The following is a 22,911-nucleotide window of genomic DNA, read 5'->3' as shown; positions in this document are numbered from 1 at the left end:
CAGCCAGAGTGGCAACTCATCTTATAATACTGGCAGCAAATTCCGTGTTGAATTGAAGGAGTTTAATCGCCCATGACCACCGCCTCCGTGGAACGTCACACATTTCAGGCAGAGACCAAGGAACTGCTGGATTTAATGATCCACGCCATCTACTCCAACAAGGATATTTTCCTGAGAGAGCTGATTTCCAACGCCTCCGACGCCATTGACAAACTGAAGTTTGAGTCGCTGACCAACCCGGATTTACCCAAGGTGGATGAGCCCCGCATTTTGCTGATCCCCAATGCGGAGGCCAACACCCTGACCATTGAGGACAACGGCATTGGCATGTCCCGAGAGGACGTGGTAAGCCTGATTGGCACCATCGCCAAATCCGGCACCCGAGAATTTATGAGCGCTTTAAAGGAGCGCAAGCAGCAACACGGCGAGGTTTCTCCGGAGTTGATTGGCCAGTTCGGGGTCGGGTTTTACTCCACGTTTATGGTGGCCGACAAGGTCACCCTGGAAACCCGCAAGGCCGGAGAGGAGCAAGGCACCCGCTGGGAATCCGCTGGCGATGGCACCTACACCATTGAGCCGGTGGCCCGGGCCAGTCACGGCACCCGCATCACCCTGCACCTGAAGGCCGAAGACGCGGAAGATGGCCTGAACAACTACACCAGTGAATGGCCCATTAAGTCCATTGTCAAAAAGTATTCCGATTTTGTGAACTACCCCATCCAGATGGATGTGACCCACACCGAGTACGACCGGGACGCCGAGGGTAAGGTCATTGAGGGTTCCGCCAAAAACAGCGTGAAGCGGGAAACGCTGAACTCCATGCAGGCCATTTGGACCCGTCCCGAAGATCAGGTCACCGAGGACGAGTACAAGGAGTTTTATAAGCATATTTCCCACGATTGGCATGAGCCCATGCGCTGGTTCCGCATGAAAATGGAAGGCACGTTTGAGGCCCGAGCGTTGCTGTACATCCCGGAAAAAGCCCCGCACGACCTGTATTACCGGGAAGGCAAACGAGGCGTGCAACTCTATGTCAAACGGGTTTTCATCATGGATGACTGCAAGGAGCTGATGCCCGATTACCTGCGCTTTATCAAGGGCGTGGTGGATTCCGAGGATCTCAGCCTGAATATTTCCCGGGAAATTTTGCAGCAAAACCGTCAGATTCGGGCCATTCGCAACCGGTTGGTCAAAAAGGTGCTGGGCACTTTGGAAGACATGGCCACCTCCAATGCCGAACAATACCTGCAATTCTGGGGCGAATTTGGTCGGGTGATCAAGGAAGGCCTGTACGAGGATCGAGAGAATCAGGAAACCCTGCTGGGCCTGCTGAAACTGGGGTCCACCCACAGCGCTACCGAGCTAACCACCCTGAAGGATTACGTGTCGCGCATGAAGCCCGGACAGGACAAAATTTACTTTGCCACTGGTGAAGATCGCAAAACCATCGAAAACTCCCCGCACCTGGAAGCCTTCCGGGACAAGGGCTACGAGGTATTATTGCTGACCGATGCGGTGGATGAAATCTGGACGCAATCGGTCTACAAATTTGGTGAGTTTGATCTGCAATCCGTGGGTAAAGGCACCGTGGAACTGGGCACCGAGGAAGAGAAAAAGCAGGCCGAACAAGCGCTGGAAGAGAAAGGCAAAACCTTCGGCGATTTGCTGGGGGCTATGAAATCCCAGTTGGGTGAGTACGTGAAGGAAGTGCGCTTGTCCAGCCGCTTGACCAATTCACCGTCCTGTCTGGTGGGCAACGCATCCGATTTATCCCCACAGATGGAACAACTGCTGAAGTCCATGAATCAGCCGGTGCCGGAAAACAAGCGCATTCTGGAGATCAACCCCAACCATCCCTTCAACCAGAAATTGCAAGCCTTGTTTGCCCAAAACCCGCAGGATGCCGCCTTGGCCGATTACAGCTACTTGCTGTATGGACAAGCCCTGTTGGCCGAAGGCAGCCCCCTGCCAGAGCCCGCCAAGTTCAGCAAACTGATGAGCGATTTGCTGGTGAAAACGTTATAAAAATCATTATAAAGAATCGTTCTGTAGTCATTTCGTGCCGAAAAACTGACAGAGCATTCTTGGAAAGAAACGCCGAATCCATCAGGGGTTCGGCGTTTTTTGTTCCCCCTCTCTTTTCCATTTCCGTCCCTCTTTGTTATTCCCGGCCCCCTTTGTCATTCCCACGAAAGTGGGAATCCAGTTTGCAAAAATCACAATCACTCTAAAGCGCCTACAAGGCAATCCTGCTCTGGATTCCCACTTTCGTGGGAATGACAGATCAATTTATTGCACTAAAAAGCACACGCTGTCATCTGTTTTTCACATTCAGCGTTGTATAGTAAACGCAATTCAAGTGGTTTTACAGAGTAAACGGTTTGAGGACGAGGCAAGCGCCAGGCGCTCTCCATGGGGTGAAGGCGCCGGGTGTCGTATCGAGGCTGCGCAATGACCCAGAGCAGGTTGCCCGCCGCCCGATGTTGATGCTCATACCGATGCCGGATCCCGGTTCAAAAATTAACATTGCAGATCCACTCAAAATTAAGGAAGTGCAACACCATCCATTTGAAACGAGAGGGGAAATTGAGCGACCGACGACCTGTGAATGAAGGCGTCGGTTTTTCTTTTGCCAAGAATACTACTGCCTATAGATTGGCCTCCAGGGCCCACACAATGGCTTCCGCCCGGTTGTTGACCCCGATTTTCTGGTAAATGCTGTAGAGGTGATTCTGCACGGTCTTGGGGCTGACTACCAACAATTCCGCCAGTTTTTGATTGGTGTAGCCCTTGCTCAAGGCCCGCAACACTTCCCGCTCCCGTTCGGTCAGACTGTCCAACGATTGCCCGGCGGCACTGGCCTGATGCTTTTGCAGTTTGCCAGCCAGTTCCACGGGCAGGGCCAGAGGTTCTCCGGCTTGCACCTTGCGCAGGGCCTCCACCAGATCCTCAATCTGGATGTCCTTGAGCAGAAAGCCCTTCACCGGCAGATCCAGGCACTTCTTCATAACATGCGGATCGTCCTGATTGCTGAGGATGATGATTTTGGCTTGCGGCCAGGCGGTTAAAATGGCCCGGCTGGATTCGTAGCCACTGAGCTTGGGCAAGTTAATATCCATTAAAATAATATCGGGCTTGTGAGCCAGCGCCTGTACCACGGCGGCCTCCCCGTCTCCGGCCTCCCCACAGACTTGCAGGCCCCCGTGCAGTTCCAGCAACTGGCGCATGCCTTGCCGCAAAATGGGATGGTCATCCACCAGTAAAACGTGAATGGGGGTAGGCTCGACACGTCGGGGGGGCATGGGCTGGTTCATACACAGTGTACTCATGATTGAATCTGAATCTCCAAAATGGCCCCGGGCTGGCCGGTTTTGTTACTGAGGCTGAAGGTTCCGCCCAGAGCTTTCACCCGCTCCTTCAGGCCCACAATCCCCAAATGTCCTTCCTGAATCAATTGCTCATCGGTAGGAATGTGCGGCCAGGGCAGGCCTTGCCCGTTGTCTTGAATGGCAATGCGCAAGCGCACGCCGTGAATATCCGACATGACTTCCTCGCTGACAGTCACCTGAATTTCACTGGCCCGGGCGTGTTTCAGGGCGTTCCGGGTGCCTTCCTGAATGACCCGCAGCAGGTGCAACAGTTGCTGGTCGTTCAACAACTTTTCCAACCGGGTGGCGTTTTGATAACCGGGCAAGGGCGCAAACTGGAAGATCAGCCGGGTGTGGGGGGCCTGAGTCTGCAGTTTTTCCATAAACTGTTCCAGCGCCGGAATGAGTCCCAAAGAAAATAGCGACTCCGGGCGGAGATTCCCACTGATTTGCCGCACGCTTTTCAGGGCATCCGAAACGCTGCCGCCCATCTCGGTGAGTTGGGACTGGGCCTGTTGCAGGCTCTCCGGCTGACCGGCCTGCAAGGCCTTACGACACAGTTGCACCTGAATATTCAGGAAGCTCAGTTGCTGGGCCACATCATCGTGTAGCTCCCGAGAAATATTGACCCGCTCCGATTCCACATGCTCATCCAAACTCATGAGGGCCTGATTGAGCTTTTGGTTGGTGGCGCTGAGCCTTTGGTTGAGCGATTGAATATTGCCCCGCGTTTTGACCATCCAGGGAATCCACTGAAAAAAGCCGTAGGCAAACAGGCCAATGCCCGTGGTGTAGCCAATGGTTTTTTTGATAAAGGCCCGCTGCCAACTGGGGCCAAAGGGAAAGCTGACCTGCCCCAGGGCGCACACCTGCGGCGGATCATCCAGAATATCCATCCAGGTGCCGAACATGAGCAGGCCCATGCCCCACAAAATGCTGTTCCAGCCAAAATGGCGGATGTGCGGATACTTTTTGCCGTAGTACAGGCAGAAGATAAAAATGGTGGTCACTACCCCCGCGTGAACGCCTTCCAGCAGCAGGGTATTCAGGCCCAATTGGCTGTCCGTGTAGGCCAGTAATCCACCGAACATAAAAAACAGCAGCACCGGCAGCATCACGTGTTTTTCCGGTAAGGGGACGGAGGGGGCGCTCATGCCAAAGCCGCCTTTGCGCAAGGTTTGCCAATTCATGAAAGAAAACAATGTGTTCATGCCTAACTTAAACCGGAAGGGCTTGATTTTTAAATAGGGAAATTTCCCTATCACGGTGATAGCACAAAAAACGATGTTCCTCGTTTATATAGGCAACCTCACCGAATCCCCCCTTTGAAGTCACCTTGATGCAGGCCAACCAGCGAGGCATTCCGGGTCATGGGTTATTCCTACAATTTCAACCCAAACGCTCCTTATCAGCGGCCCGTGGCCATGGGCGCTCCCGGGATGGCTTCCTATGGTCGTCCCGCCAGCCCTGCCTTGCCGTTATACGGTCGGCCCGCGACACCCGCTGCCTTGAATGGCCTGGCAGCCCCCCGCTTCAATCCTACGGCTCCGGGTAATGGTTTTTTAGCGCCACTGCCCGGTTTACCCACTCCCAGCCAACTGTCAGGCCCGACCTTCCCAAGCGCCGCCCCGCCGCCCGCTTTTTCTACCAGCGGGGCCCCCGCCTTGCAAAAGCCCCAGATTCAAAACCATTACTACACCGTAAACACCGGTAAAGAACCGGCCAGTAAAAAGAAAAATATCAAAAAGTTTCTGCTGACCACCGGCGCGGTGATGACCGGGATGGTGGCAACCGTCGCTTTGGGCTTTTTAGGCCTGCGAATCGCTTACCCTCAAAAATTCAAGGCCTTTAAATTACTCGATGAAGAAGTGGTGAAGTGTTTTAATTCAGGCATCAGCGCCTGGAATAAAACCAACTCTAAAAACCCAATCAGTAAAGGAATCAAGGGGTTTGAGGCATTTATGGCAGCCTATAAAAAGCGGCCTCAAAAAGTGGATAAACCCGCTGGTTACATCGGACGTTTATGGAACGCCTTTTTGAATAAGCAAGAACCCGTAGTCCAACAAGTAGCCTCTACGGCTGAGGAGACTGTGGAAACCAGTTTATTATCCAAATTTCCACAAGTAGCAGCGCTACAAGAACAAGTCACTTCCGCAATGAATAATATCACTGAAGCCAGTAATGGATTTATACAGGTTGCAAATGACTTGAAAACCATTACCCCTGATTTAAAAGATGCCGTTCAACAAACTCAAAGTATACTAACTAGCGTCCAGCCTGGTATAGAGCAATTCAATAGCACTTTCTCAAACACGGCGAACGCTTCTGCAACATTGGATTCCTTGCTGACTGGCTTGAAACCTCAAATCCAAGAAACGGTTTCCAATATGCAAACGGCATCCCAAGCGGCCATCGCTGTAACCAGTGACGCCCAAGTCGTCATCAAAAATGCTGACAAAGCCATTGCAGACGCCACAGGACACATCGGACAGACCGCCAAGCAAGCGCAAGTCGTCATGAAAAAAGCCACTGGACAGATGGACAAGGCTGCTCAGCAAGCGCAAGTCGTCATGCAAAATGCCGACCAAGCCATCGCCGATGCCACAGACCACATCGGACAGACCGCCACGCAAGCGCAAGCCGTTATGCAAAAAGCCGACAAAGCCATCGCCGATGCCACCGAACACATCGGACAGACCGCCACGCAAGCCCAAGTCGTTATGCAAAATGCTGACAAAGCCATCGCCGATGCCACAGACCACATCGGGCAAACCGCCACGCAAGCGCAAGCCGTCATGAAAAAAGGTGAAGGCGCTATCAATGATGTGCAACAATTAACAGCATCTGCTCAAGAAGCCCTGCCAGCAATAGTAGAAGCGGCAAATCACGTTCGGGATCTTTCAGCAAGAGCCAATGCGGTGACAAACCCTTTGAGTTGGTTTGGCCGTGGCTCAAAGAAAGCCACCCCACCGACTGATGAAGTATTTCATGACGCCCTGGAAACCTTGACTGAGGGCGCTTAGGATTACGCCCAGAGGAACTGCATTTTTCCGCTTGGCTGAAGTGGTATAGACCGTATTTTCAAAAGATAGGCAGAATCTCCCAGCACAAGAAATCGTAAAATTGTTTTTATGCAGATAACTTCAGTTCACAGGCAATCGAGACACTTGAGGTAAATCCGCATGTATACTACACCCATTTACGGTAGCCCTTCTGTTTATTCGTCCACGAGCGCAGGGCGGCAGCAGGGCCGCTCTGGCAGCCTGCACAGTGGCAACAGACAGGATCGCTATGACAGGTCTTCCCAAAAGAAGCCGGGATTCATCAAGCGTGCCTTCAATGCCTCCCTCAAGCTGGGTGGACTGATTTTAGGCGGATTGGCCCTCAACCGCTACTTTCCCGCAATGGCCAGCAAAGTGGGCGCCGTCATTCCCGGCTTCATCAAAAATCCTTTCAACCAGCTGGCCGGTACCGGTATTGCCCAAAAAGTGACCGGTTATGGCAACACCATTCTCACTCATTCCGAAAGCTGGATTGGCAAGGCCAAGGGATGGATTTCCGGAGTCCTGAGCAAGCAGCAATCCGCTTAGGCCCCCTGAACGCATCAAACAAAACCCCTGATCTCCGTTGACGGCATTGGAGATCAGGGGTTTTGCGCTGTCACTGACAGAGCAGAAGCGGGGCTAAAGCGACAGGTGGCAATGCCGCCCGTGTTTCTGGTTGTACTTCTGATGGTACTCCTCAGCAGGATAAAACTGGCTGGCCGCTGTAATTTCGGTGACCACCGGCCGGGGGAACCGCCCGCTTTGTTCCAGCGCTTCTTTTGCGGCCCGGGCTGCCGCCTGTTGCTGGGGGCTGTGGTAGTAAATGGCCGAGCGATACTGACTGCCAATGTCCGGGCCTTGCCGGTTCAGGGTGGTGGGATCGTGCAAACGCCAGAACAGATCGAGTAAAGTCTCGTAAGTAATTTTGGTCGGATCAAATGCCACCAGCACCGCTTCGGCATGGCCCGTGGTGTCCGTGCAGACTTCTTTATACGTGGGATTTTGGGTGTGGCCGCCGGTATATCCCACCGTGGTGGACAGCACCCCGGGCTGTTGCATAAAGGCGTCTTCCACGCCCCAGAAACAACCGGCGGCAAAGGTAGCCAATTCTGACATAAGCAGCGTCCTCCTAAAGGCTAAAGGGTTTTAGACTCAAAATTTTTCAGAGTCAGAATTTTTTAGACTCAGAATATTTTCAACCCGGCGTATGCGGATGCCTTATTGTACTCCAGTTGGGACCCGATTGCCCCAGACTCGAAGCCGGTGGTGGCGGGCACAAAAATGATGCTTTTGTTTTTTCTATGCCCAGGTCATTCAGATAAAAAAGGCAGGCCTCTCTTATGAATGTCAATTTGCGGTTTGGTTCCCGTCCCAAGGCCATCAGCCCCGGCGTGGAGCGGGCGGCCCAAGGCGTGGTTCAGTCCGTGCAATCGTTGGGGCAAGCCCGCACCGCCGCTCAAGTCAAAAAATCGGGCAGCCGCTTGGTCTTGCGCTGGGTCAAGCTGGGCTTTCAACTGCTTGGACAAGGGATTGGCAAGCGACTCTCCGCCTGCTTCGCCGGGTAGTTTCCCAAAAGTTGGCCACCAACGGTGTGCCCCGCAATGCTAAAATAAAACCACGCTGTGTCAGCCCCCTCCGTACCCTTCCATACCCCGTTCAACAGTTCGCTCACTGGCGAACAGATGCCCAACCCGCCTGACACACGGTGCCGATTTTAGCCCGGCAAACCCGCCCAAAAGCCAGCCCGAAAGCAGAGAGAGTCATGGCAGCCAGCCCTTTATTGCTTGATGTTCGCTTTACGCTGATAGACGTAAAAACCATTGACGTGAAAACCGTGACGGCTCCAAAAGCCCGCACCCACGGTACGAATCAGAAGTCGGGCGAAGCGCCTTCGACTGTTCTCACCGAGATTAGCTGCGTGCAGCTGCGCAACGGGGAAATCAGCGAAACCCTGCACCTCAGCGTGCCAGACAACGCCTGGACCTCAGACACCCTGCAGGCCATCGCCCACTTTGTAAGTCGGGATGTGATCATCTGGGCCAATCCGGGCACCAAAGCCAGTTTCAAGGCCAATAAGGCCTATCGTCACTTCAGGCTGACCCAGCCACGAGACCGCCAGTTTTCCCTGCGGCAGGTGGCCCAAAAGACCTTGCCGGGTTTGCCGTCCTACCAGCTCAAGCGACTGGCCACCCACTTCAACCTGGACACCAACGGACTGGAACGCACCGGCAACGCCGCCATTATTGGGGCCAAGGTCTTTGCCCGACTGCTCTCCCTGCTGAACCAGCAAGGCGTGCTGCACTTTGATCAGCTGCTGAGCCGCTGCACCCCATTGCCTCAACGGGTGCGCCGAACCCGGGACGATCTGGCTTTTGATCGCCAGCAGTTAAAAGACTATCCCTCCCGGCCCGGTGTGTATTTTATGAAAAATCGCACCGGCGAAATTCTGTACATCGGCAAGGCCAAAAACCTGAAAAAACGGCTGAAGAGCTACTTCCAGAAGCAATCCCGGCTGTCCCCCAAAATCGCCGTGATGATGCGACAAATGACTGATATTGAGGTCACCGTGGTGGGTTCAGAACTAGAGGCCCTGTTGCTGGAATCGCAGCTGATTAAAGCGCATCAGCCCTTTTTCAACCAAAAGGTCAAAAACTACCAGCGCATGGTGTTTCTGGCCATCACCGTGCAGGAGGCTTTTCCCCGCCTGCGCATCGTGGAAGACGCCCTGGATCCGGCCATGGCTTATGTGGGCCCCTTCCACGCCATCAGCGCCCTCAAGGAGCGGGTGATTAGCCTCAACCGTATCTTTGGCTTGCGAGACTGCAACGATCAGACCTTTCAGGCCCATCGGCAAGCGCCCTGCATGCAGTACCAACTGGGCCTGTGTAGTGGCCCTTGCGCCGAAAAAATCAGCGAGACCGACTATCAGGCCCGGGTGGCGGATTTCCTGCGCTTCTTGCGACAGAAGCCTTGCCACGCCGTGGAGGGGTTAATCGCCAAACGAGACGCCTACACCGAGGCCCTGCGTTTTGAGAAGGCCGCTCTGGTGCAAGCGCAACTGGAGCAGTTGACCCTGTTAAGCAAGGCCAGCGAACGCCTGATTGAGGCCGTGGAACAGCGCCACTGCCTGCTGGTGTTACCCGGTGGACGGCCCGGCCAATTCCGGGTGTTGAGCGTACTGCAGGGGCAGCCCCATGACTGGCAAACGCTGGATGCCAACCATCTGGACTGGGAGGCCCTGCAACGCTGGATTGGGGGCATTCTATCCACCCTGAGCCACCTGGCGCCTAGCGGCCCTGATGGCCATGTCATCCCCAAGGCACTGCCCAAACGACTGTATGAGGAAGCCCGCCTGATTGATCAGTGGTTGCGGCATCGCGCCGATGCGGTGGACGCGGTGATCCCACTGGGTCAGCCTACCGCCCCCCTACCCCTGCAGACGGTCTTCCATCAGTTACTGCTGGCGGTCAGCCCGGAAACGCAGGAGCAGCTAGAACTGGCCGCCGCCCTGGACGAGGCTGAAGAGGCCTGGCAGTGGGAGCAAGAGGCTATTTAAAACCTGCTTTCAGCCGCCGCTAATTTAGGCAAGGATAGGGCCACAACCTGTTTGTAACTGTTTGAGGGCTGCGAGTTAAAAAGGACTGCTCGGAATTTTTCCAGAAGCATCTCTTCTGGGATTGTTTGGGCGGCACGCAGTTTTACAAGCAGGTTGTGGCGCTATCTTTGCCTGCGCCCAGAACAGGGAAGAGGACTGCAAAAAACAAGAACGCCAACTGCTTTAGCTGACGGGCTGACCCATGCCTTTGTACAGGGCCAAGGCCTTGTTGCGGGCTTCGGCATGGTCCACAATGGGATGCGGATAGGTTTTGCCCAACTGAACGCCCGCATCCAGCAGGGTCAGCGGCGGGGCATCCCAGGGGGCGTGAATGTATTTGGCGGGCAGCTTGGCCAGCTCCGGCACCCAACGGCGAATGTAGGTGCCATCGGGGTCAAACTTCTGACTTTGGGTGATGGGGTTAAAAATGCGGAAGAACGGCTGGGCATCGGCACCGCAGCCACCCACCCACTGCCAGTTCAGGCTGTTCTGGGCCAAATCGGCGTCCACCAGGGTGTCCCAAAACCAGCGGGCCCCGTCATACCAGGAGATCATCAGGTCTTTGGTCAGGAAAGAACCCACAATCATGCGCACCCGGTTGTGCATCCAGCCCAGTCGCCACAGTTGACGCATCCCGGCATCCACGATGGGATAGCCCGTTTCTCCCTTGCACCAGGCCGAAAACAACGATTCATCCAGCGTCCAGGGCAGTTCGTTGAACTTGGGCTTGAGGGGTTTTTCGGGGGTGTGCGGAAAGTGAAACAGCACGTGATAGGCAAATTCTCGCCAGGCGATTTCCCGCAGGAAGTGCTTGCCGCTGGCCCGCTCGGTATCGGCCACGGCCTGCCAGATTTGCCGGGGAGAAATTTCCCCGTGCTTGAGATAAGCCGACAGCCGGGAGGTACCATCCACGGCGGGAATGTCCCGCTGGGTGCCGTAGCCGTCCTGCTTCTCGGCGATAAACGCTTGCAAGAGCGCTTGAGCGGGGCGCTCTCCGGGCTGCCAGAAGGCCCGCATTTCTTTGTCCCACGGGATGTTAGGCAGCAGGGCCAGATCATCCACCGTCAGGCTGTCCGGCCACTGGGCAGGAGCGTTGAGATGGGTGGGCGCTGGCAAGGGGTGGATGGCGGGTAATTTTTCCAGACAGCGCTTGAAAAAGGGCGTGTATACCTGATAAGGATTGCCGCTGCCGGTTTGCAGAGAATCCGGCTCCCAAATCAGGGTGGCCCCCTTGTGAATGACCAGTTCAATGCCCTGGGCAGCCAAGGCCGTCTGCAAGGCGTCTTGCTGGCGCAGGGCCTCCGGCTCGTAGCGGGCGTTACAGTGAATTTGTGTGGCCCCGGTCTGCTGGGCCAATTGGAGCAGTTGAGTCAGGCTGTCTCCCCGGCGCAAAACCAGCCGGGATTGCAGGGCTTGTAAATCGCCGGACAGTGCTGTTAGGGAGCCATGCAGCCATACCCGATCGGCGGCCCCCAGCGGCCAAGCCCCTTCGCCCGGCACATCCCACACATAGACCGGCACAACCGGCAGACCGGTTTTCAAGGCCGCCGTCAGGGCCGGGTTATCGGCCAAACGAAGATCCTGCCGCAACCAGAGCAAGCTGGCCTTGGGGCTCATTGGCTGTCACCCGCCTGCGGGTGGCTCTCAGTCAAGCTATCCGGGCGCAGCCGAATGCCCTCCACAAAAATATCCACCATCTTGCTGGCACACTCCCGGGGGTCAAAGTCCCGGCCTTCATGGGCCGTTCTCAGGGTGGTCATGGCATCAATCCAGCTGATAAAGTACAAGGCCAGCGTGTCGGGATTCTCGGACCGGGCAATTTCTCCAGCCTGTCGGGCCTCTTCAAAAATGCCAATAATGGGGTTGATTAGGTAAAACCGATGCGCCTCCATCACCCGCTTCATGTGGGCCTCATCCAGATGCTCGCTGGCATCGCGGACCATGGTGCTGAGCGAAGTGGGTGAAAAACGGAAATAGCCTTCCGACAGTCGGTACAACTTCTCCCGAAAATCCTTGCAGCGCTTCATCCCGGCCACCAGCATCTCGTTGCCATGGCGCATCATTTCCACCACCACTTCCGTGAACAGGGTTTCCTTGTCCGTAAAGTGGTAGTAAATGGTGGGCTTGGTAAGCCCCACCGAACTGACCAGATCGTTCATGGAAACGGCACTGAAGCCCTTTTGGCGGAATAATAGCTTGGCGTGCTGTAAAATTTCGGCACGGGCATCGGTCGGCTTGCTTTTACCGGATGCGTTGGCCACAGAGGGCCTGGATTGTTGCGGCGTCATGGGCTGATACTCGCTTGCGATTGATTGTTAATTTTTTGTTAATAGATTGCTGTCAGATTTTGGTAAAACCGGTGTTTACCGGTTAATCCGGATGAATGATTGGAGGCCCGAACTTAGGGCCCAGCGGGCTTGGAAAGGCTATGCTCCCGGGCGGTGGATTTGCTTTGAAGTATACCACACGGTAGTCCCGATTTCAGCCTTCGGAATCGGACCCCTCCTATAAATGAGGGAGCAGGGTTGACATTCTTCAGATTGGATCTATCATTCTAGTATACCTTTCGGTATACGACTTTAACGAAGTTAAATCGCTCTACATTTGGTGCTTCCGTTGTTTCACAACTTTCCAACTGACTCTTTATATAAAATCCTGGATAATACGACGAGAACTCTTTGATCACACAGTCTTGTGTGGTCTTTTCTTTTTCAGTGAAGTTTTGAACTCGTGAAGTCTTGACCAGTAAAGTCCCAGAAAGGTTTCAGGCATGTCTCACCCCCGGATTGACGCGCTCATTGTTGGTGCCGGTTTGGCCGGATTAACCGCCGCCCGCTTGCTGACCCAGCAGGGCTTATCCTGTCAGGTTTTGGAAGCCACGGACTCCGTGGGCGGGCGGGTCAAAACCGATGAATTTGAAGGGTTTCTGCTGGATCGGGGCTTTCAGGTGCTGCTGTCCGCTTACCCGGAATGTCAGGCCTTACTGGATTATGACCGGCTGCAACTCAAGCCCTTCTACAATGGTTCCCTAATCTGGACGGGGCAAGGTTTTGAGAAAGTAGCCGACCCCTGGCGGCACCCCTGGGACGCCGTGCAAAGCGTGGGCAATTCCATCGGCACGCTGATGGACAAGTTAAAAGTGGCCAAATTGCGGCAACAGGTTCTCTCCGGCTCAGACACCGCCTGCTTTCAGTCGCCGGAAACCACCACGCTGGCCTATTTACAAAACTTCGGCTTTTCCGAGGGCATGATTGAGCGCTTTTTCCGGCCTTTTCTGGGCGGTATTTTCCTGGAGTCCGAACTGGCCACCTCCAGCCGCTTTTTTGAGTTTGTGTTTCGCATGTTCGCTCTGGGCGATGTGGTGCTGCCCGCCCACGGCATGCAGGCCATCCCCCAGCAGTTGGCCGACGGTTTGCCACCCGGCGTTGTGCGCCTGAACAACAAAGTCGCCCGCATTGAACCGGTTCAGTCAGCAGGTCAGCAAGGCGGACAAGTGACCCTGGCCTCCGGGGAAACGCTGAGCGCCAAGGCCATTTTAATAGCCACCGATGCCGCTGACGCCGCCGAGCTATATCCCACCCTGCCCCAACAAGCCTTTAACCGGGTGCATTGCCTGTATTTCGCCGCCCCCACCGCTCCGCTGGACTTGCCCATTCTGGCCCTGAACGCCCAACCCGGCACTCTGGTGAATAACCTGTGCGTGCCCAGTCTGGTATCGCCCGCTTACGCCCCGGCCGGGCAGCACCTCATCTCCGTGTCGGTATTGCGTTCGGAGTTGAGCGACGAGGCGCTGGCAGCCGCCGTGAGACAGGAACTGCATGGCTGGTTCGGAGAGGCGGTCAAGGACTGGCGCTTCCTGAAAGCCTACACCATCCGCAAGGCCCTGCCCCGGCTGACCCTACCGGAAAGCTCCCTGAGCCAGGCCCCGGCCCGCTTGACTGAGGGGATCTTTCACTGCGGCGATTATCTGGACACCCCGTCCATTAACGGGGCCATGGCCACCGGCCGCCGAGCCGCCCAGGCCATATTGGCCTCGCTTAAAACCACCGTTTCCACCCCCTGAATCAAGAACCCACAAGGAGCATGCCCATGACTTCCACCCATACCGCCGCCACCCGTTTAGTATTACTGGCCCATGGCAGCCGAGATCCCCGTTGGCAAGCGCCTTTTGTGGACTTGTTAAACAAGGCCCGCCAGCAACTGGGGGAATCGGCGGTGGATTTGGCCTACATGGAAATGTGCGCCCCTTCCCTGCTGGATATTGCCGAACCGGCCTACCAGCAAGGGGTTCGCCAGATCAAGGTACTGCCCCTGTTTATGTCCGCAGGCGGCCACGTCAGCAAAGATCTGCCCATGCTGGCTGAACAGGTCATGATGGCCTTTGACGGTCTGGAAGTGGACATCCTGCCCCCGGTGGGCGAGCATGACACCGTCATTGCGGCCTTCTTGTCTGTCATTACCCAAAGCGCCCAGAGCAACTGCCCCATCTCCTAATCCCCACGCCGGGCAAACATTGGTTACGATCATCCAGTAAAATAGAATAGTCCGGAACGGCAACCCGTATCTCACCCGTTCCCGGCAAGGGGGAAGGCCATGCAACCGAACGAGCAAACCATTCTGGTCCTGGGAGCCACCGGCTATGTGGGGGGCCGTCTGGTGCCCCGTTTGCTGGAGGCTGGCTACCGGGTGCGGGCGGCCAGTCGCTCCATCCGAAAACTGGAAAGCCGCAGTTGGGGGCATCATCCACTGGTGGAACTGGCGGCCGTGGATGTCACCGATTTGGCCTCCCTGACCGGGGCGGTGCAAGGCTGCACGGTGGCCTATTATCTGGTGCATTCCATGGACCCATCCAATCAGGACTTTTCAGAAGCCGATCGGCAGGCTGCGGCCAACATGGTTCAAGCCGCCCGGGACGGGGGACTCAGCCGCATTATTTACCTCAGCGGGCTGGGGCACGATGACGGGGACCTCAGCAAGCACCTCAAATCCCGCACGGAAGTGGCCCATATTCTCAGCGAAGGCCCGATACCCGTCACCGTCTTGCGAGCGGCCATGATCATCGGCTCCGGCAGCGCCTCCTTCGAGATTTTGCGCTATCTGGTGGATCGCCTGCCAGTCATGATTACCCCCAAGTGGTTGTCCACCCCCTGTCAGCCCATCGCCATCCGCAATGTCCTCAATTACCTGCTGGGCTGCTTGCAGCACCCGGAGACCACCGGACAAACCTATGACATCGGCGGGGAAGATATTCTAACCTACCGGCAGCTCATGGAAATTTATTCGGAAGAGGCCCGACTGGGGCATCGCTGGATCATTCCCATTCCCTTTTTTACCCCCACCCTTAGCTCCTACTGGATTCATCTGGTCACCCCGGTCTCGGCCAGCATTGCCCGTCCCCTGGCGGAAGGCCTGCGCAACCCGGTGGTGTGCGGAGAAAGCCGCATTCGGGAGATCATCCCCCAAGACCTGCTCAGTGTGCGAGAAGCCATTCATCTGGCCCTGGACAATATTGTGCGCCAAAGCGTGGAAAGCCACTGGACGGACGCTGGCTATCTACCGCCGGTGGAAACCCGCTACCCCGGGGATCCGGACTGGTCGGGCGGCACGTTGTTCAAGGACCGGCGGGTCATTCGGGTGGAAGGCTGCATTGACGATTTATGGCACGCCATTGTGCGCATTGGCGGGGAAAACGGCTGGTATTACGGCAACTGGCTTTGGAGCATCCGGGGATTGCTGGATAAACTCTTCGGCGGGGTGGGCAGCTACCGGGGACGTCGGGATCCGGAACGAGTCTATCCGGGGGATGCCCTGGACTTCTGGCGGGTGCTGAATGTGGATGAGCCCAAACGGCTGCGCCTGCTGGCGGAAATGAAAGTACCGGGGCTGGCCGTACTGGAGTTTTTAATCACCCCGCTAGAAAACGGCCAACTGGAATTGGCCCAGACCGCCTGGTTCGCCCCCCGTGGGCTGGGCGGCCTGCTGTACTGGTATGCCGTGGCCCCTTTGCACAACCTGGTGTTCAACGGCATGTTACGGGGAATCGCCAAGGCCTCCCACCGGCCGCTCCTGCAGGGCCCCCTACGCACGCATTAAAAATCGAAATCTTCTCAAGGCAGACTGTTTAGGACAGAACGTTCAGGCTAGATACACTTCTTTTGCTTTGTTTTCCACGCTATGGTCTGTCATTCCCGCACCACCCTGTCATTCCCGCGGAGGCGGGAATCCAGGAAAAAACTGCCAGAAAGGCATTTCCCCACTGATGCAAGCGCATTAATCTGGATTCCCGCCTCCGCGGGAATGACAAATAGCACGGTAGGGGATCATTCCGTTAAAAATAGGCCAGACAGCCTCGCCTAAAAATGAACTTAACAGCGGCCCCGGTTTTAGGCAAAATAAACTCAGATTTCGTTTTTTCTCGTACAGTTTCAAATCCGAATCGTTTTCCTTCTGAAAGGCCCGGTTCTCTCTGAGTTCTCCTCCTTCTGCCACTGTAGCCCCGGGGCGCCCTGTGCCCCCATGGCCCAGACCCAATGGGTCCCAACTGATTGCGCCCACCGGTGCGCATCAGGCGGTCTCGGGCAAGGCGTTTTCCGCCCCCCTGTTTGGCCCACCCATTCCGGGCGATCAGTTCACCCCCTGGCGGCAGGCGCTCACCCCAGAGGGTTTGGCCTTTCATTACTACGACTTGGGAGAAGCCTACTATAAAGCCAGCCGCTTCGGGCACGCCATTCAGGCTTACGATCAGTATCTGGCCCTGAAGCCCAGCGATGTGCAGGTCCTGAACAAGCGAGGCGTGGCCAAGGCCGCCAAAAAAGATTACGTGGGGGCCATTGCCGACTACAGCATGGCCATTGCCATTAATCCCCAGTTTTATAACGCCTACCTAAACCGGGGTAACCTGTGGGTCTATCTGGGAGATTTCGCCCAGAAAGTGGGACAACCGGAAACCGCCCAGCGGGACTACCAACTGGCACTGAACGACTACGGACAAGCCGTCCGCCTCAACCCCATGAACAGCGCCGCCTACGAAAACCGGGCCGAACTCTACTCGGATCTGGGGCTGCACCACCTGGCCCTGCAGGACAAAGGCCGGGTCATCCAGTTGCAAAAGATGAAGGCCCCCACCTCGCTGGGTTTACCGGCTTGCCCGCCCCGAGTGGCCCTGGTGATGGGCAACGATGACTACGTGGGTTTCGACAATGATTTGCAGGGCGGCCCCATCCGGGATGCCGAGCGGGTGGCCAGTGTACTCCGGCGTCAGGGCTTTTACGTGATGACCTGCTACAACCAAAGCGGTCCGGCCATGAAATCGCAGGTGCGCCAATTCACCAACAAGCTGCGAGAGAACCCGGGGGCCGTGTCCATGGTTTATTATTCCGGGCACGGCGGGTCGATCAATGGCAACAACTACCTCATTCCCACCGAGTTTACCGGTTCTCTCCCTCCTAATTTCGAGCAAAGCGCCGTCTCCGTGGATTACCTGCTAAAAGAACTGAAACACGCCAATAGCTACTTCAACATGATTTTTCTGGATGCCTGCCGCACCCCCCTGATGAACGGCCCCCTGTTTCGCTCCGGCAAAACGGCCCTCAAACAATGGGAAACGGAACCCGGCCCCGGTCTGGCCAACACCTGGATTGAATACGCCTCCCGGCCCAAAATGCCCGCCATCCAGAAGGGCAATGAAGGCCTGTACACCAAGTATCTGGTGGAATTTATGGGCCGCCCGGATCTCAACCTGAAAGAAGTGTCCATGTACACCAGCTACGCCCTGGAAAGCGACCCCACCGCCCAGCGGGAAGGCCAACATGCCCGCACCCAAACCGACTTGTCGCACACAGAAAGCATTGCCCAGGCCTTTTCCTTTGCCCGGCACTGCGCCAATCCCCTGCCGCACGTGCGCTTGTCCACAACGCCATGGGCCAGCGTATCGGGGACCAGCTTGCCGGGGACCGGTTTTATGAGCGCCGTTTCAACCAGCGCTCTGCCGCCCTTTTCTAACTGGTCTTGAGCTAGGCGTAAAAATCCAGCTTGCGGCCCAGGTTTGGATTGAGGGGTGGACTGGGTTTATTCGACGCCTGGACAGGGGCTGTTTGACCGAAAGAAATGGTTTTGGCCCCAAAAGCCGGAGACGTCTGGGTGGCCTGAGCGGGCTGTTGCGCTGGCAAGCGGCTGGCTTGCTGAACTGGGTAATGGCTACCGAAGGATTGAATACGCATGGTAGAAGTCCAGTCTTGATTTTTACAGAAGGGCTTAGTTGTGATGAATGGCGATAAATTTATTTTTGGTTTTTTTATGGGTGGTTTTATCGCCTCATGACAGTACCACAAACACCGAGAAAAAGCCGCTTTAGGGCAGGCCAGCATGGGTTTGGCCGGTTCAATCTTTACAAAACCGTCACCAAACTGTCATCAAGTTGTCTTAAAACTGGCGCATAATGGCACCCATAGACAGTGAAACGCAAGCAATTGCGATTCAGGATGAAGATACCCCCTAACATATAGCAATCCCCGACTCGCCCGGTTTTTATCAGGCGGGTCTTTTTGTTGGCACGCCTTTCCCTTGCCGATTGGCGAAGCCCAGCCGGGCACAAGCCCTCATTCCGACGCCGCGCAGATCTGGCATGAGCAGATCTGGCATGGCACAACTCTATCTTGTGGTGCTTTAATACAGCACTGGACCATCCAGCAATCCCACATCTCAGAAACACACCGTTCATCACAAACCGCCACGCGCCTCTATTTTTAAAATAGAAAACCGCTTCCCTTCCGAGACGCCAATCAAATTTCCGAGGGTTCACGCATGCAAATACCGACTTCCGTTTACAACTTGCGCCAGTCCAGGCAAACGGCCACCCCGCCGGAAAGCTCTCCCCGTTTTGCCAGACAAGACACAAAAACGGGCAAGGAGCCCGACACCGGGAAAGGCGTCCAAACCGGGAAAGAGGCCGAAACCGGGAAAGAAAGCCAAAAGGGCACGGTATTGCCCTGGATGGATCAAGTCCTGAGCCAGCCATTTTTTCTGTGTTCCGGTGGGGGTGCCCCATTCCTGCAAGGCTTGTTGGAGGCCATTACCCAGCCGCAGGGCAATGACCAACCGGAAAGTAGTCAGTCCCCACAGCACAAACAGGCGCTGCTCAATACCTTTCACAACCTGCTGAAAACCAGTCAGGCCAAGCTCTCTCTCTCTGAGAGTTTTCCGCTGCTGGATTCCCTGTGCGCTGGCAGTCCGAATCAGAAACAGTTGGCCGCAAAGTTGGGCAAAGCGTTCCAGATCACCGTTCCGGATGCGCAAGCCCGTGAACGCGCCCAGAACCGACTGGATCAATTTACCCGGATATTGCCCTGTAAAAGCCCCGAACTGACCGCCTTTGATCACCTGGCAGGCCAAAACCTCCTGGCCATAATGGCCGGGGAGCAAGCGGAACAAATTCCGCCGAAGCCAGAGGGCTATGATCGCTTGAGCGCCGATGAACAGCAAGCGCTGGCCAATTTGATTGAAACAACACCCGGCCTGGACAGAAACCGATCCCTGCAAGCCCAAAGATACCGGAACCTGACCCAGACCGTGACCATTAATGGGTATACGCCCCTTCATGTAGCCGTGGAATATGGATATCTGCCCATTGTGAAGGCCTTGCTCAAAATGCCGGATGTGAACGTAAACGCCAGAGTCGACGAGCCCAATGGAGACAACATCCTTGCCTCGGCGGTTCTGAGTGGAAACCCCGAAGTGGTGCAAGCCCTTTTGGCTCATCCAGACCTTGATGTCACCACTCGCTGCGGTCGTTCCAACAAAAACGCGCTGGAATCCGCCCTGGAGTTCGCCAGAGAGTCCTTCGACCCAGACATTACGGAATTGCTGGAAAATTACATTAAAAAATCAAATATTACCCTGGCACCCGGCTCAGAGGCTAAACCCGGTTTTCTAGACAGTATTTGGCAGAAAATCCATGCCCCCCGCTCCGAGGAAAAGCCCAAGCCAGACTCAACAGGGGCCGCTTCAAGCCACGGGTAAGCATGTGGGAATGGCCGGGTCCAGGGTAAAGCTGAAGGTAGAACCCTTGCTGTCATTGCTTTCCACCCAGATTTCCCCGTTATGCAACTGCACAATGTGCTTGACGATGGACAAACCCAGCCCGGTACCGCCCATCTCCCGGGAGCGGGCTTTATCCACCCGGTAAAACCGCTCGAATATGCGGGAGTGATACTTGGGATCAATGCCCATGCCGTTATCAATAACATCCACCTGAATTTTACCCCGCTCGTTCAGGCGGGCCTTAATCATCACCTGCCCTTCGGTGGGGGTGTACTTAATGGCGTTATCCAGCAAATTGGTCAGCACCTGCTGTAAACTGCTCAGGTCAGCCAGGGCCCTGGGCAAACACGGGCTGATTTCCACCGAGATCTGTATCTTCTTTTCATCGGCCTTATCCTGAACCAGCGTCAGTACCTGCTGAATCAGCCCCTCAATGGAGGTGGGCAGAAACTCCGGCTTGTAATCGGGGGATTCCAGCTTGGACAAATCCAGCAGGTCTTCCACCAATTGGGTCAGGCGAAGGGAATGCCGATGAATGACCTTGATAAAGTCCAGGCACACCGCCGGATCGTCCACCGCCCCGTCCAGCAAGGTTTCGGAATAGCCCTCAATGGCGCTGAGCGGAGTGCGCAGCTCGTGAGATACATTCGCCACAAAGTCCCGGCGCATGCGTTCGGTCTGGCGAATGTCGGTAATGTCGTGACAGATGATCACACAGCCATCTACGGGTTGCGGACTGGGCGCTTCCAAAGGCAAGATGGGCCGCACCTGCGGCTCGCCGGAACCCAGAAACCCCGGAATGTTAATGGGCACAATATGGGCCTCAAAAAACAAAGGCTGCGGGTAGCCCTGCTCCAGAGTGATCTCCTCCACGCAGGTATTGGCGGTGGCAAGCACCGTGTGCATGGCGTTTAAAAACACCGGATTCTGGATGACCGCCTCCACTTGCAGACCCACCACCTCGTCCTTCAGCTGCAAAAACTGCCTTAGGGAGCGATTTACCTGCAAAATTTGCCCATGTCGGTCGCAGATCAGGATGCCATCCCGAAACTCCTTCAGTAACATCATCAAAATATGCTGCTCCCGGAATAAGTGCTTGAGCTGGCTGAAACTTTTGGAGGAGGGCGCTGGATGGCTGGTCATAGGGGCCTTTTTCAGGAACGGACGCTTAGCTGGAGCTGGTGACAGGGGCCGAGACGGCTTCAGGCTGGACGCCTTCCGGGGCCTGCTGGCTGGCCGGAGCCGCTTCGCTGGCTGGCGACTGCAAGGTGATGCGATACCCCAGCCCCCGGACCGTCTCCACCATGTCGCGAGCCGGGCCCAGCTTGGCCCGCAGGCGCTTGACCTGGGCATCCACGGTGCGATCCATGACGGACTCAGCCTCTTCCTGCCAAACGGTTTCCAGCATCTGCTCCCGGGTCTTGACCCGGTTGGGCTGGCTGGCCAGGGCCATTAAAATCTTGAACTCCGTATGGGTCAGCGGCACGTCCTGATCGTTGACCAGCACCCGAAACTCCTCCGGGAAAATTTTAAGACGACCCAACACAATGCGCTTGCCTTCCACCTCGGCGGGACGAAACCCGGAAGTCCGGGCCAGCATGGCCTTGACCCGCAGCACCAGCTCCTTGGGGCTAAAGGGCTTGATCACATAATCCTCCACTCCGCACTCAAAACCGGTCACCCGGTTGTACTCGGACGAGCGGGCCGTAAGCATGATGATGGGAATATGGCGGGTTTCCGCATTGCCTTTCAGATCACGGCAAATGTCGTACCCGGAGCGATCGGGCAGCATTAAATCCAGAATAATCAGGTTGGGCTGGAAACTTTCCACCAAGGGCAACACAGAAGAACCGTTGTAAGCCGATTCCACTTGCAGGCCATTTTTTTCCAGGTTGTAACGAACCAGATTCACCAGGTCTTTTTCATCATCTACAACCAGAATGCGGGATGTCATGGCGGTGGGATCCGTTTGGCAAGTGTGACTGTGACAGGGACTAAAACTGCGGTTGGGGCAGGCCCCGAGCCAGCTGCATGATAACCGAAACCGGAGCGCTTAGGCCAGGGTGGCCGTAAAAACGGGACCCAGCGCCGGGAGCAGAAACGGATTGTACGCCGATGGGCTGGTCAAGGCCTGAGGCGTAAATTGCGGCATTAATTGGGGGACAAGCGGCGGGAAAACCGGGGTACCCAAAGGGGAAGGGCGGCTGTGCGTATCGGGGCCCGACTGGGCGAACGTCAACGGCTGCTGCTTGATTGAGTGATGGCCGCCACTCATTTTTTTTTCAGACGCTTTGTCCCGAATGGCCGCTTTGTCACCGTCCTCCTCGTCGTGATCCTCATCCCCTTCAATCACGCTTTCATCCAGCGCGCCACCGGGCTTCCAGAGGTTGCGGGGGGCCACTTTCCGGCTAATGGCCTCAGCGGCGAAAATGCCCAGGGTAATGGGAACGGCCTTGAGCAGGACTTGATGACCGGCGGCCTTTTGCAGCAAGTTTTTCAGTCCCTGAAAAGGAATGTGCTTCAGGTTGAACTGATGGCCCAGCCAGTCCAGAGCGGCCGTAAAAGCGGAAACCATGCCCAGGGTGGCGGCTTCCCGCTGGATGGTGTTCTTTTTCACACGCCATGGGGCGTTGCGATCATCCCAAACCCGGTAACCGCTGCCCACCCCCTTGGTAGCCACGCCAGCCAAAGCGGTGTGGAATACTTCCCGGGCAATACTGGTTGTAACAGGGTTGATGGCCATTGTGGCGACAGGCTTTCCTAAACGCTGATGTCCTGGATTCTGTGGTCATCCTAGGGAAGTCCTGTGACATTTTGATGACAGCCTGTCCGAGTAATACAAAATGTAAACTTCCGCAGAAGGCCC

At 55.9% G+C, this 22,911-nt stretch carries 19 protein-coding genes; 10 read left to right on the top strand and 9 right to left on the bottom strand.

Translation table 11 applies throughout. From position 1 onward, the window contains the following. Window positions 1-72: 72 nt before the first annotated feature. Window positions 73-2,025: a molecular chaperone HtpG gene (htpG, locus tag DF283_RS04795; RefSeq protein WP_303673586.1), complete on the top strand. Its 1,953-nt coding sequence runs from the start codon at window positions 73-75 to the stop codon at window positions 2,023-2,025. Between the two features lie 623 nt (window positions 2,026-2,648). Here htpG and DF283_RS04790 read toward each other — a convergent pair. Together DF283_RS04790 and DF283_RS04785 are read right to left on the bottom strand one after the other, a co-directional pair. Next, window positions 2,649-3,329: a response regulator gene (locus DF283_RS04790; protein ID WP_303673585.1), complete on the bottom strand. Its 681-nt coding sequence runs from the start codon at window positions 3,327-3,329 to the stop codon at window positions 2,649-2,651. Continuing rightward, window positions 3,326-4,522: a sensor histidine kinase gene (locus tag DF283_RS04785; protein ID WP_303673584.1), complete on the bottom strand. Its 1,197-nt coding sequence runs from the start codon at window positions 4,520-4,522 to the stop codon at window positions 3,326-3,328. The genes DF283_RS04790 and DF283_RS04785 overlap by 4 nt, the downstream gene beginning before the upstream one ends. Window positions 4,523-4,738: 216 nt before the next feature. On the opposite strand from DF283_RS04785, the gene DF283_RS04780 reads away from it, so the two are divergent. Then, entirely contained in the window at window positions 4,739-6,391 is a 1,653-nt protein-coding gene (locus DF283_RS04780) for a methyl-accepting chemotaxis protein (RefSeq protein ID WP_303673583.1), read from the top strand. A 159-nt stretch (window positions 6,392-6,550) separates the two neighbouring features. Then, window positions 6,551-6,958 (top strand): hypothetical protein, encoded by a 408-nt coding sequence (locus DF283_RS04775; protein WP_303673582.1) that lies wholly within the window; start codon window positions 6,551-6,553, stop codon window positions 6,956-6,958. 93 nt (window positions 6,959-7,051) lie between these two features. On the opposite strand, the gene msrA is transcribed toward DF283_RS04775, so the two are convergent. Continuing rightward, complete coding sequence (gene msrA, locus DF283_RS04770; RefSeq protein ID WP_303673581.1) at window positions 7,052-7,528, bottom strand: peptide-methionine (S)-S-oxide reductase MsrA; 477 nt, start codon at window positions 7,526-7,528, stop codon at window positions 7,052-7,054. Between the two features lie 224 nt (window positions 7,529-7,752). Between msrA and DF283_RS04765 the strand changes: the two genes are divergently transcribed. Beyond that, the gene (locus DF283_RS04765; protein ID WP_303673580.1) at window positions 7,753-7,977 is read left to right on the top strand and encodes a hypothetical protein; all 225 of its coding nucleotides are present in this window, start codon (window positions 7,753-7,755) and stop codon (window positions 7,975-7,977) included. Window positions 7,978-8,174: 197 nt separating this feature from the next. Continuing rightward, window positions 8,175-9,968: a GIY-YIG nuclease family protein gene (locus DF283_RS04760; RefSeq protein ID WP_303673579.1), complete on the top strand. Its 1,794-nt coding sequence runs from the start codon at window positions 8,175-8,177 to the stop codon at window positions 9,966-9,968. 222 nt (window positions 9,969-10,190) lie between these two features. On the opposite strand, the gene DF283_RS04755 is transcribed toward DF283_RS04760, so the two are convergent. Continuing rightward, window positions 10,191-11,624, bottom strand: a complete 1,434-nt coding sequence (locus DF283_RS04755) for a cryptochrome/photolyase family protein (protein WP_303673578.1) — start codon at window positions 11,622-11,624, stop codon at window positions 10,191-10,193. Further along, window positions 11,621-12,295 carry a TetR/AcrR family transcriptional regulator gene (locus DF283_RS04750; RefSeq protein WP_303673577.1) on the bottom strand — a complete coding sequence of 225 codons (675 nt, stop codon included), beginning with the start codon at window positions 12,293-12,295 and terminating at the stop codon, window positions 11,621-11,623. Before DF283_RS04750 ends, DF283_RS04755 begins: the two co-directional genes overlap by 4 nt. Before the next feature lie 482 nt (window positions 12,296-12,777). Here DF283_RS04750 and DF283_RS04745 point away from each other — a divergent pair, with 482 nt between their 5' ends. From DF283_RS04745 to DF283_RS04730, 4 genes are all read left to right on the top strand, one after another. After that, the gene (locus DF283_RS04745; protein ID WP_303673576.1) at window positions 12,778-14,070 is read left to right on the top strand and encodes an NAD(P)/FAD-dependent oxidoreductase; all 1,293 of its coding nucleotides are present in this window, start codon (window positions 12,778-12,780) and stop codon (window positions 14,068-14,070) included. Between the two features lie 26 nt (window positions 14,071-14,096). Further along, window positions 14,097-14,501 carry a sirohydrochlorin chelatase gene (locus DF283_RS04740; protein WP_303673575.1) on the top strand — a complete coding sequence of 135 codons (405 nt, stop codon included), beginning with the start codon at window positions 14,097-14,099 and terminating at the stop codon, window positions 14,499-14,501. Window positions 14,502-14,600: 99 nt separating this feature from the next. Continuing rightward, entirely contained in the window at window positions 14,601-16,100 is a 1,500-nt protein-coding gene (locus tag DF283_RS04735) for an SDR family oxidoreductase (RefSeq protein ID WP_303673574.1), read from the top strand. A gap of 415 nt (window positions 16,101-16,515) precedes the next feature. Then, window positions 16,516-18,018 (top strand): caspase family protein, encoded by a 1,503-nt coding sequence (locus DF283_RS04730; RefSeq protein ID WP_303673573.1) that lies wholly within the window; start codon window positions 16,516-16,518, stop codon window positions 18,016-18,018. A 1-nt stretch (window position 18,019) separates the two neighbouring features. Here DF283_RS04730 and DF283_RS04725 read toward each other — a convergent pair whose 3' ends face one another. Next, the gene (locus tag DF283_RS04725) at window positions 18,020-18,226 is read right to left on the bottom strand and encodes a hypothetical protein (RefSeq protein WP_303673572.1); all 207 of its coding nucleotides are present in this window, start codon (window positions 18,224-18,226) and stop codon (window positions 18,020-18,022) included. A 583-nt stretch (window positions 18,227-18,809) separates the two neighbouring features. Here DF283_RS04725 and DF283_RS04720 point away from each other — a divergent pair. Continuing rightward, window positions 18,810-20,024: an ankyrin repeat domain-containing protein gene (locus DF283_RS04720; RefSeq protein WP_303673571.1), complete on the top strand. Its 1,215-nt coding sequence runs from the start codon at window positions 18,810-18,812 to the stop codon at window positions 20,022-20,024. On the opposite strand, the gene DF283_RS04715 is transcribed toward DF283_RS04720, so the two are convergent. From DF283_RS04715 to DF283_RS04705, 3 genes are all read right to left on the bottom strand, one after another. After that, window positions 20,010-21,188, bottom strand: a complete 1,179-nt coding sequence (locus DF283_RS04715) for a sensor histidine kinase (RefSeq protein WP_303673570.1) — start codon at window positions 21,186-21,188, stop codon at window positions 20,010-20,012. The genes DF283_RS04720 and DF283_RS04715 overlap by 15 nt on opposite strands. A gap of 25 nt (window positions 21,189-21,213) precedes the next feature. After that, window positions 21,214-21,999: a response regulator gene (locus tag DF283_RS04710; RefSeq protein WP_303673569.1), complete on the bottom strand. Its 786-nt coding sequence runs from the start codon at window positions 21,997-21,999 to the stop codon at window positions 21,214-21,216. A 99-nt stretch (window positions 22,000-22,098) separates the two neighbouring features. Beyond that, window positions 22,099-22,788, bottom strand: coding sequence for a hypothetical protein (locus DF283_RS04705; RefSeq protein WP_303673568.1), 690 nt, complete (start codon window positions 22,786-22,788; stop codon window positions 22,099-22,101). Window positions 22,789-22,911 lie beyond the last annotated feature (123 nt).

It is taken from the genome of Vampirovibrio chlorellavorus (assembly GCF_003149375.1).
In the GTDB taxonomy this organism is placed as follows: domain Bacteria; phylum Cyanobacteriota; class Vampirovibrionia; order Vampirovibrionales; family Vampirovibrionaceae; genus Vampirovibrio; species Vampirovibrio chlorellavorus_B.
This window is presented reverse-complemented; position numbering and strand designations above follow the sequence as displayed.

Coding starts and splice junctions, on each gene's coding strand:
- DF283_RS04750 (WP_303673577.1), bottom strand. CDS start 12,295: ATGACGCCGCAACAATCCAGGCCCTCTGTGGCCAACGCATCCGGTAAA.
- DF283_RS04735 (WP_303673574.1), top strand. CDS start 14,601: ATGCAACCGAACGAGCAAACCATTCTGGTCCTGGGAGCCACCGGCTAT.
- DF283_RS04705 (WP_303673568.1), bottom strand. CDS start 22,788: ATGGCCATCAACCCTGTTACAACCAGTATTGCCCGGGAAGTATTCCAC.
- DF283_RS04710 (WP_303673569.1), bottom strand. CDS start 21,999: ATGACATCCCGCATTCTGGTTGTAGATGATGAAAAAGACCTGGTGAAT.
- DF283_RS04740 (WP_303673575.1), top strand. CDS start 14,097: ATGACTTCCACCCATACCGCCGCCACCCGTTTAGTATTACTGGCCCAT.
- DF283_RS04725 (WP_303673572.1), bottom strand. CDS start 18,226: ATGCGTATTCAATCCTTCGGTAGCCATTACCCAGTTCAGCAAGCCAGC.
- DF283_RS04720 (WP_303673571.1), top strand. CDS start 18,810: ATGCAAATACCGACTTCCGTTTACAACTTGCGCCAGTCCAGGCAAACG.
- DF283_RS04790 (WP_303673585.1), bottom strand. CDS start 3,329: ATGAGTACACTGTGTATGAACCAGCCCATGCCCCCCCGACGTGTCGAG.
- DF283_RS04755 (WP_303673578.1), bottom strand. CDS start 11,624: ATGAGCCCCAAGGCCAGCTTGCTCTGGTTGCGGCAGGATCTTCGTTTG.
- htpG (WP_303673586.1), top strand. CDS start 73: ATGACCACCGCCTCCGTGGAACGTCACACATTTCAGGCAGAGACCAAG.
- DF283_RS04785 (WP_303673584.1), bottom strand. CDS start 4,522: ATGAGCGCCCCCTCCGTCCCCTTACCGGAAAAACACGTGATGCTGCCG.
- DF283_RS04745 (WP_303673576.1), top strand. CDS start 12,778: ATGTCTCACCCCCGGATTGACGCGCTCATTGTTGGTGCCGGTTTGGCC.
- msrA (WP_303673581.1), bottom strand. CDS start 7,528: ATGTCAGAATTGGCTACCTTTGCCGCCGGTTGTTTCTGGGGCGTGGAA.
- DF283_RS04765 (WP_303673580.1), top strand. CDS start 7,753: ATGAATGTCAATTTGCGGTTTGGTTCCCGTCCCAAGGCCATCAGCCCC.
- DF283_RS04715 (WP_303673570.1), bottom strand. CDS start 21,188: ATGACCAGCCATCCAGCGCCCTCCTCCAAAAGTTTCAGCCAGCTCAAG.
- DF283_RS04760 (WP_303673579.1), top strand. CDS start 8,175: ATGGCAGCCAGCCCTTTATTGCTTGATGTTCGCTTTACGCTGATAGAC.
- DF283_RS04775 (WP_303673582.1), top strand. CDS start 6,551: ATGTATACTACACCCATTTACGGTAGCCCTTCTGTTTATTCGTCCACG.
- DF283_RS04780 (WP_303673583.1), top strand. CDS start 4,739: ATGGGTTATTCCTACAATTTCAACCCAAACGCTCCTTATCAGCGGCCC.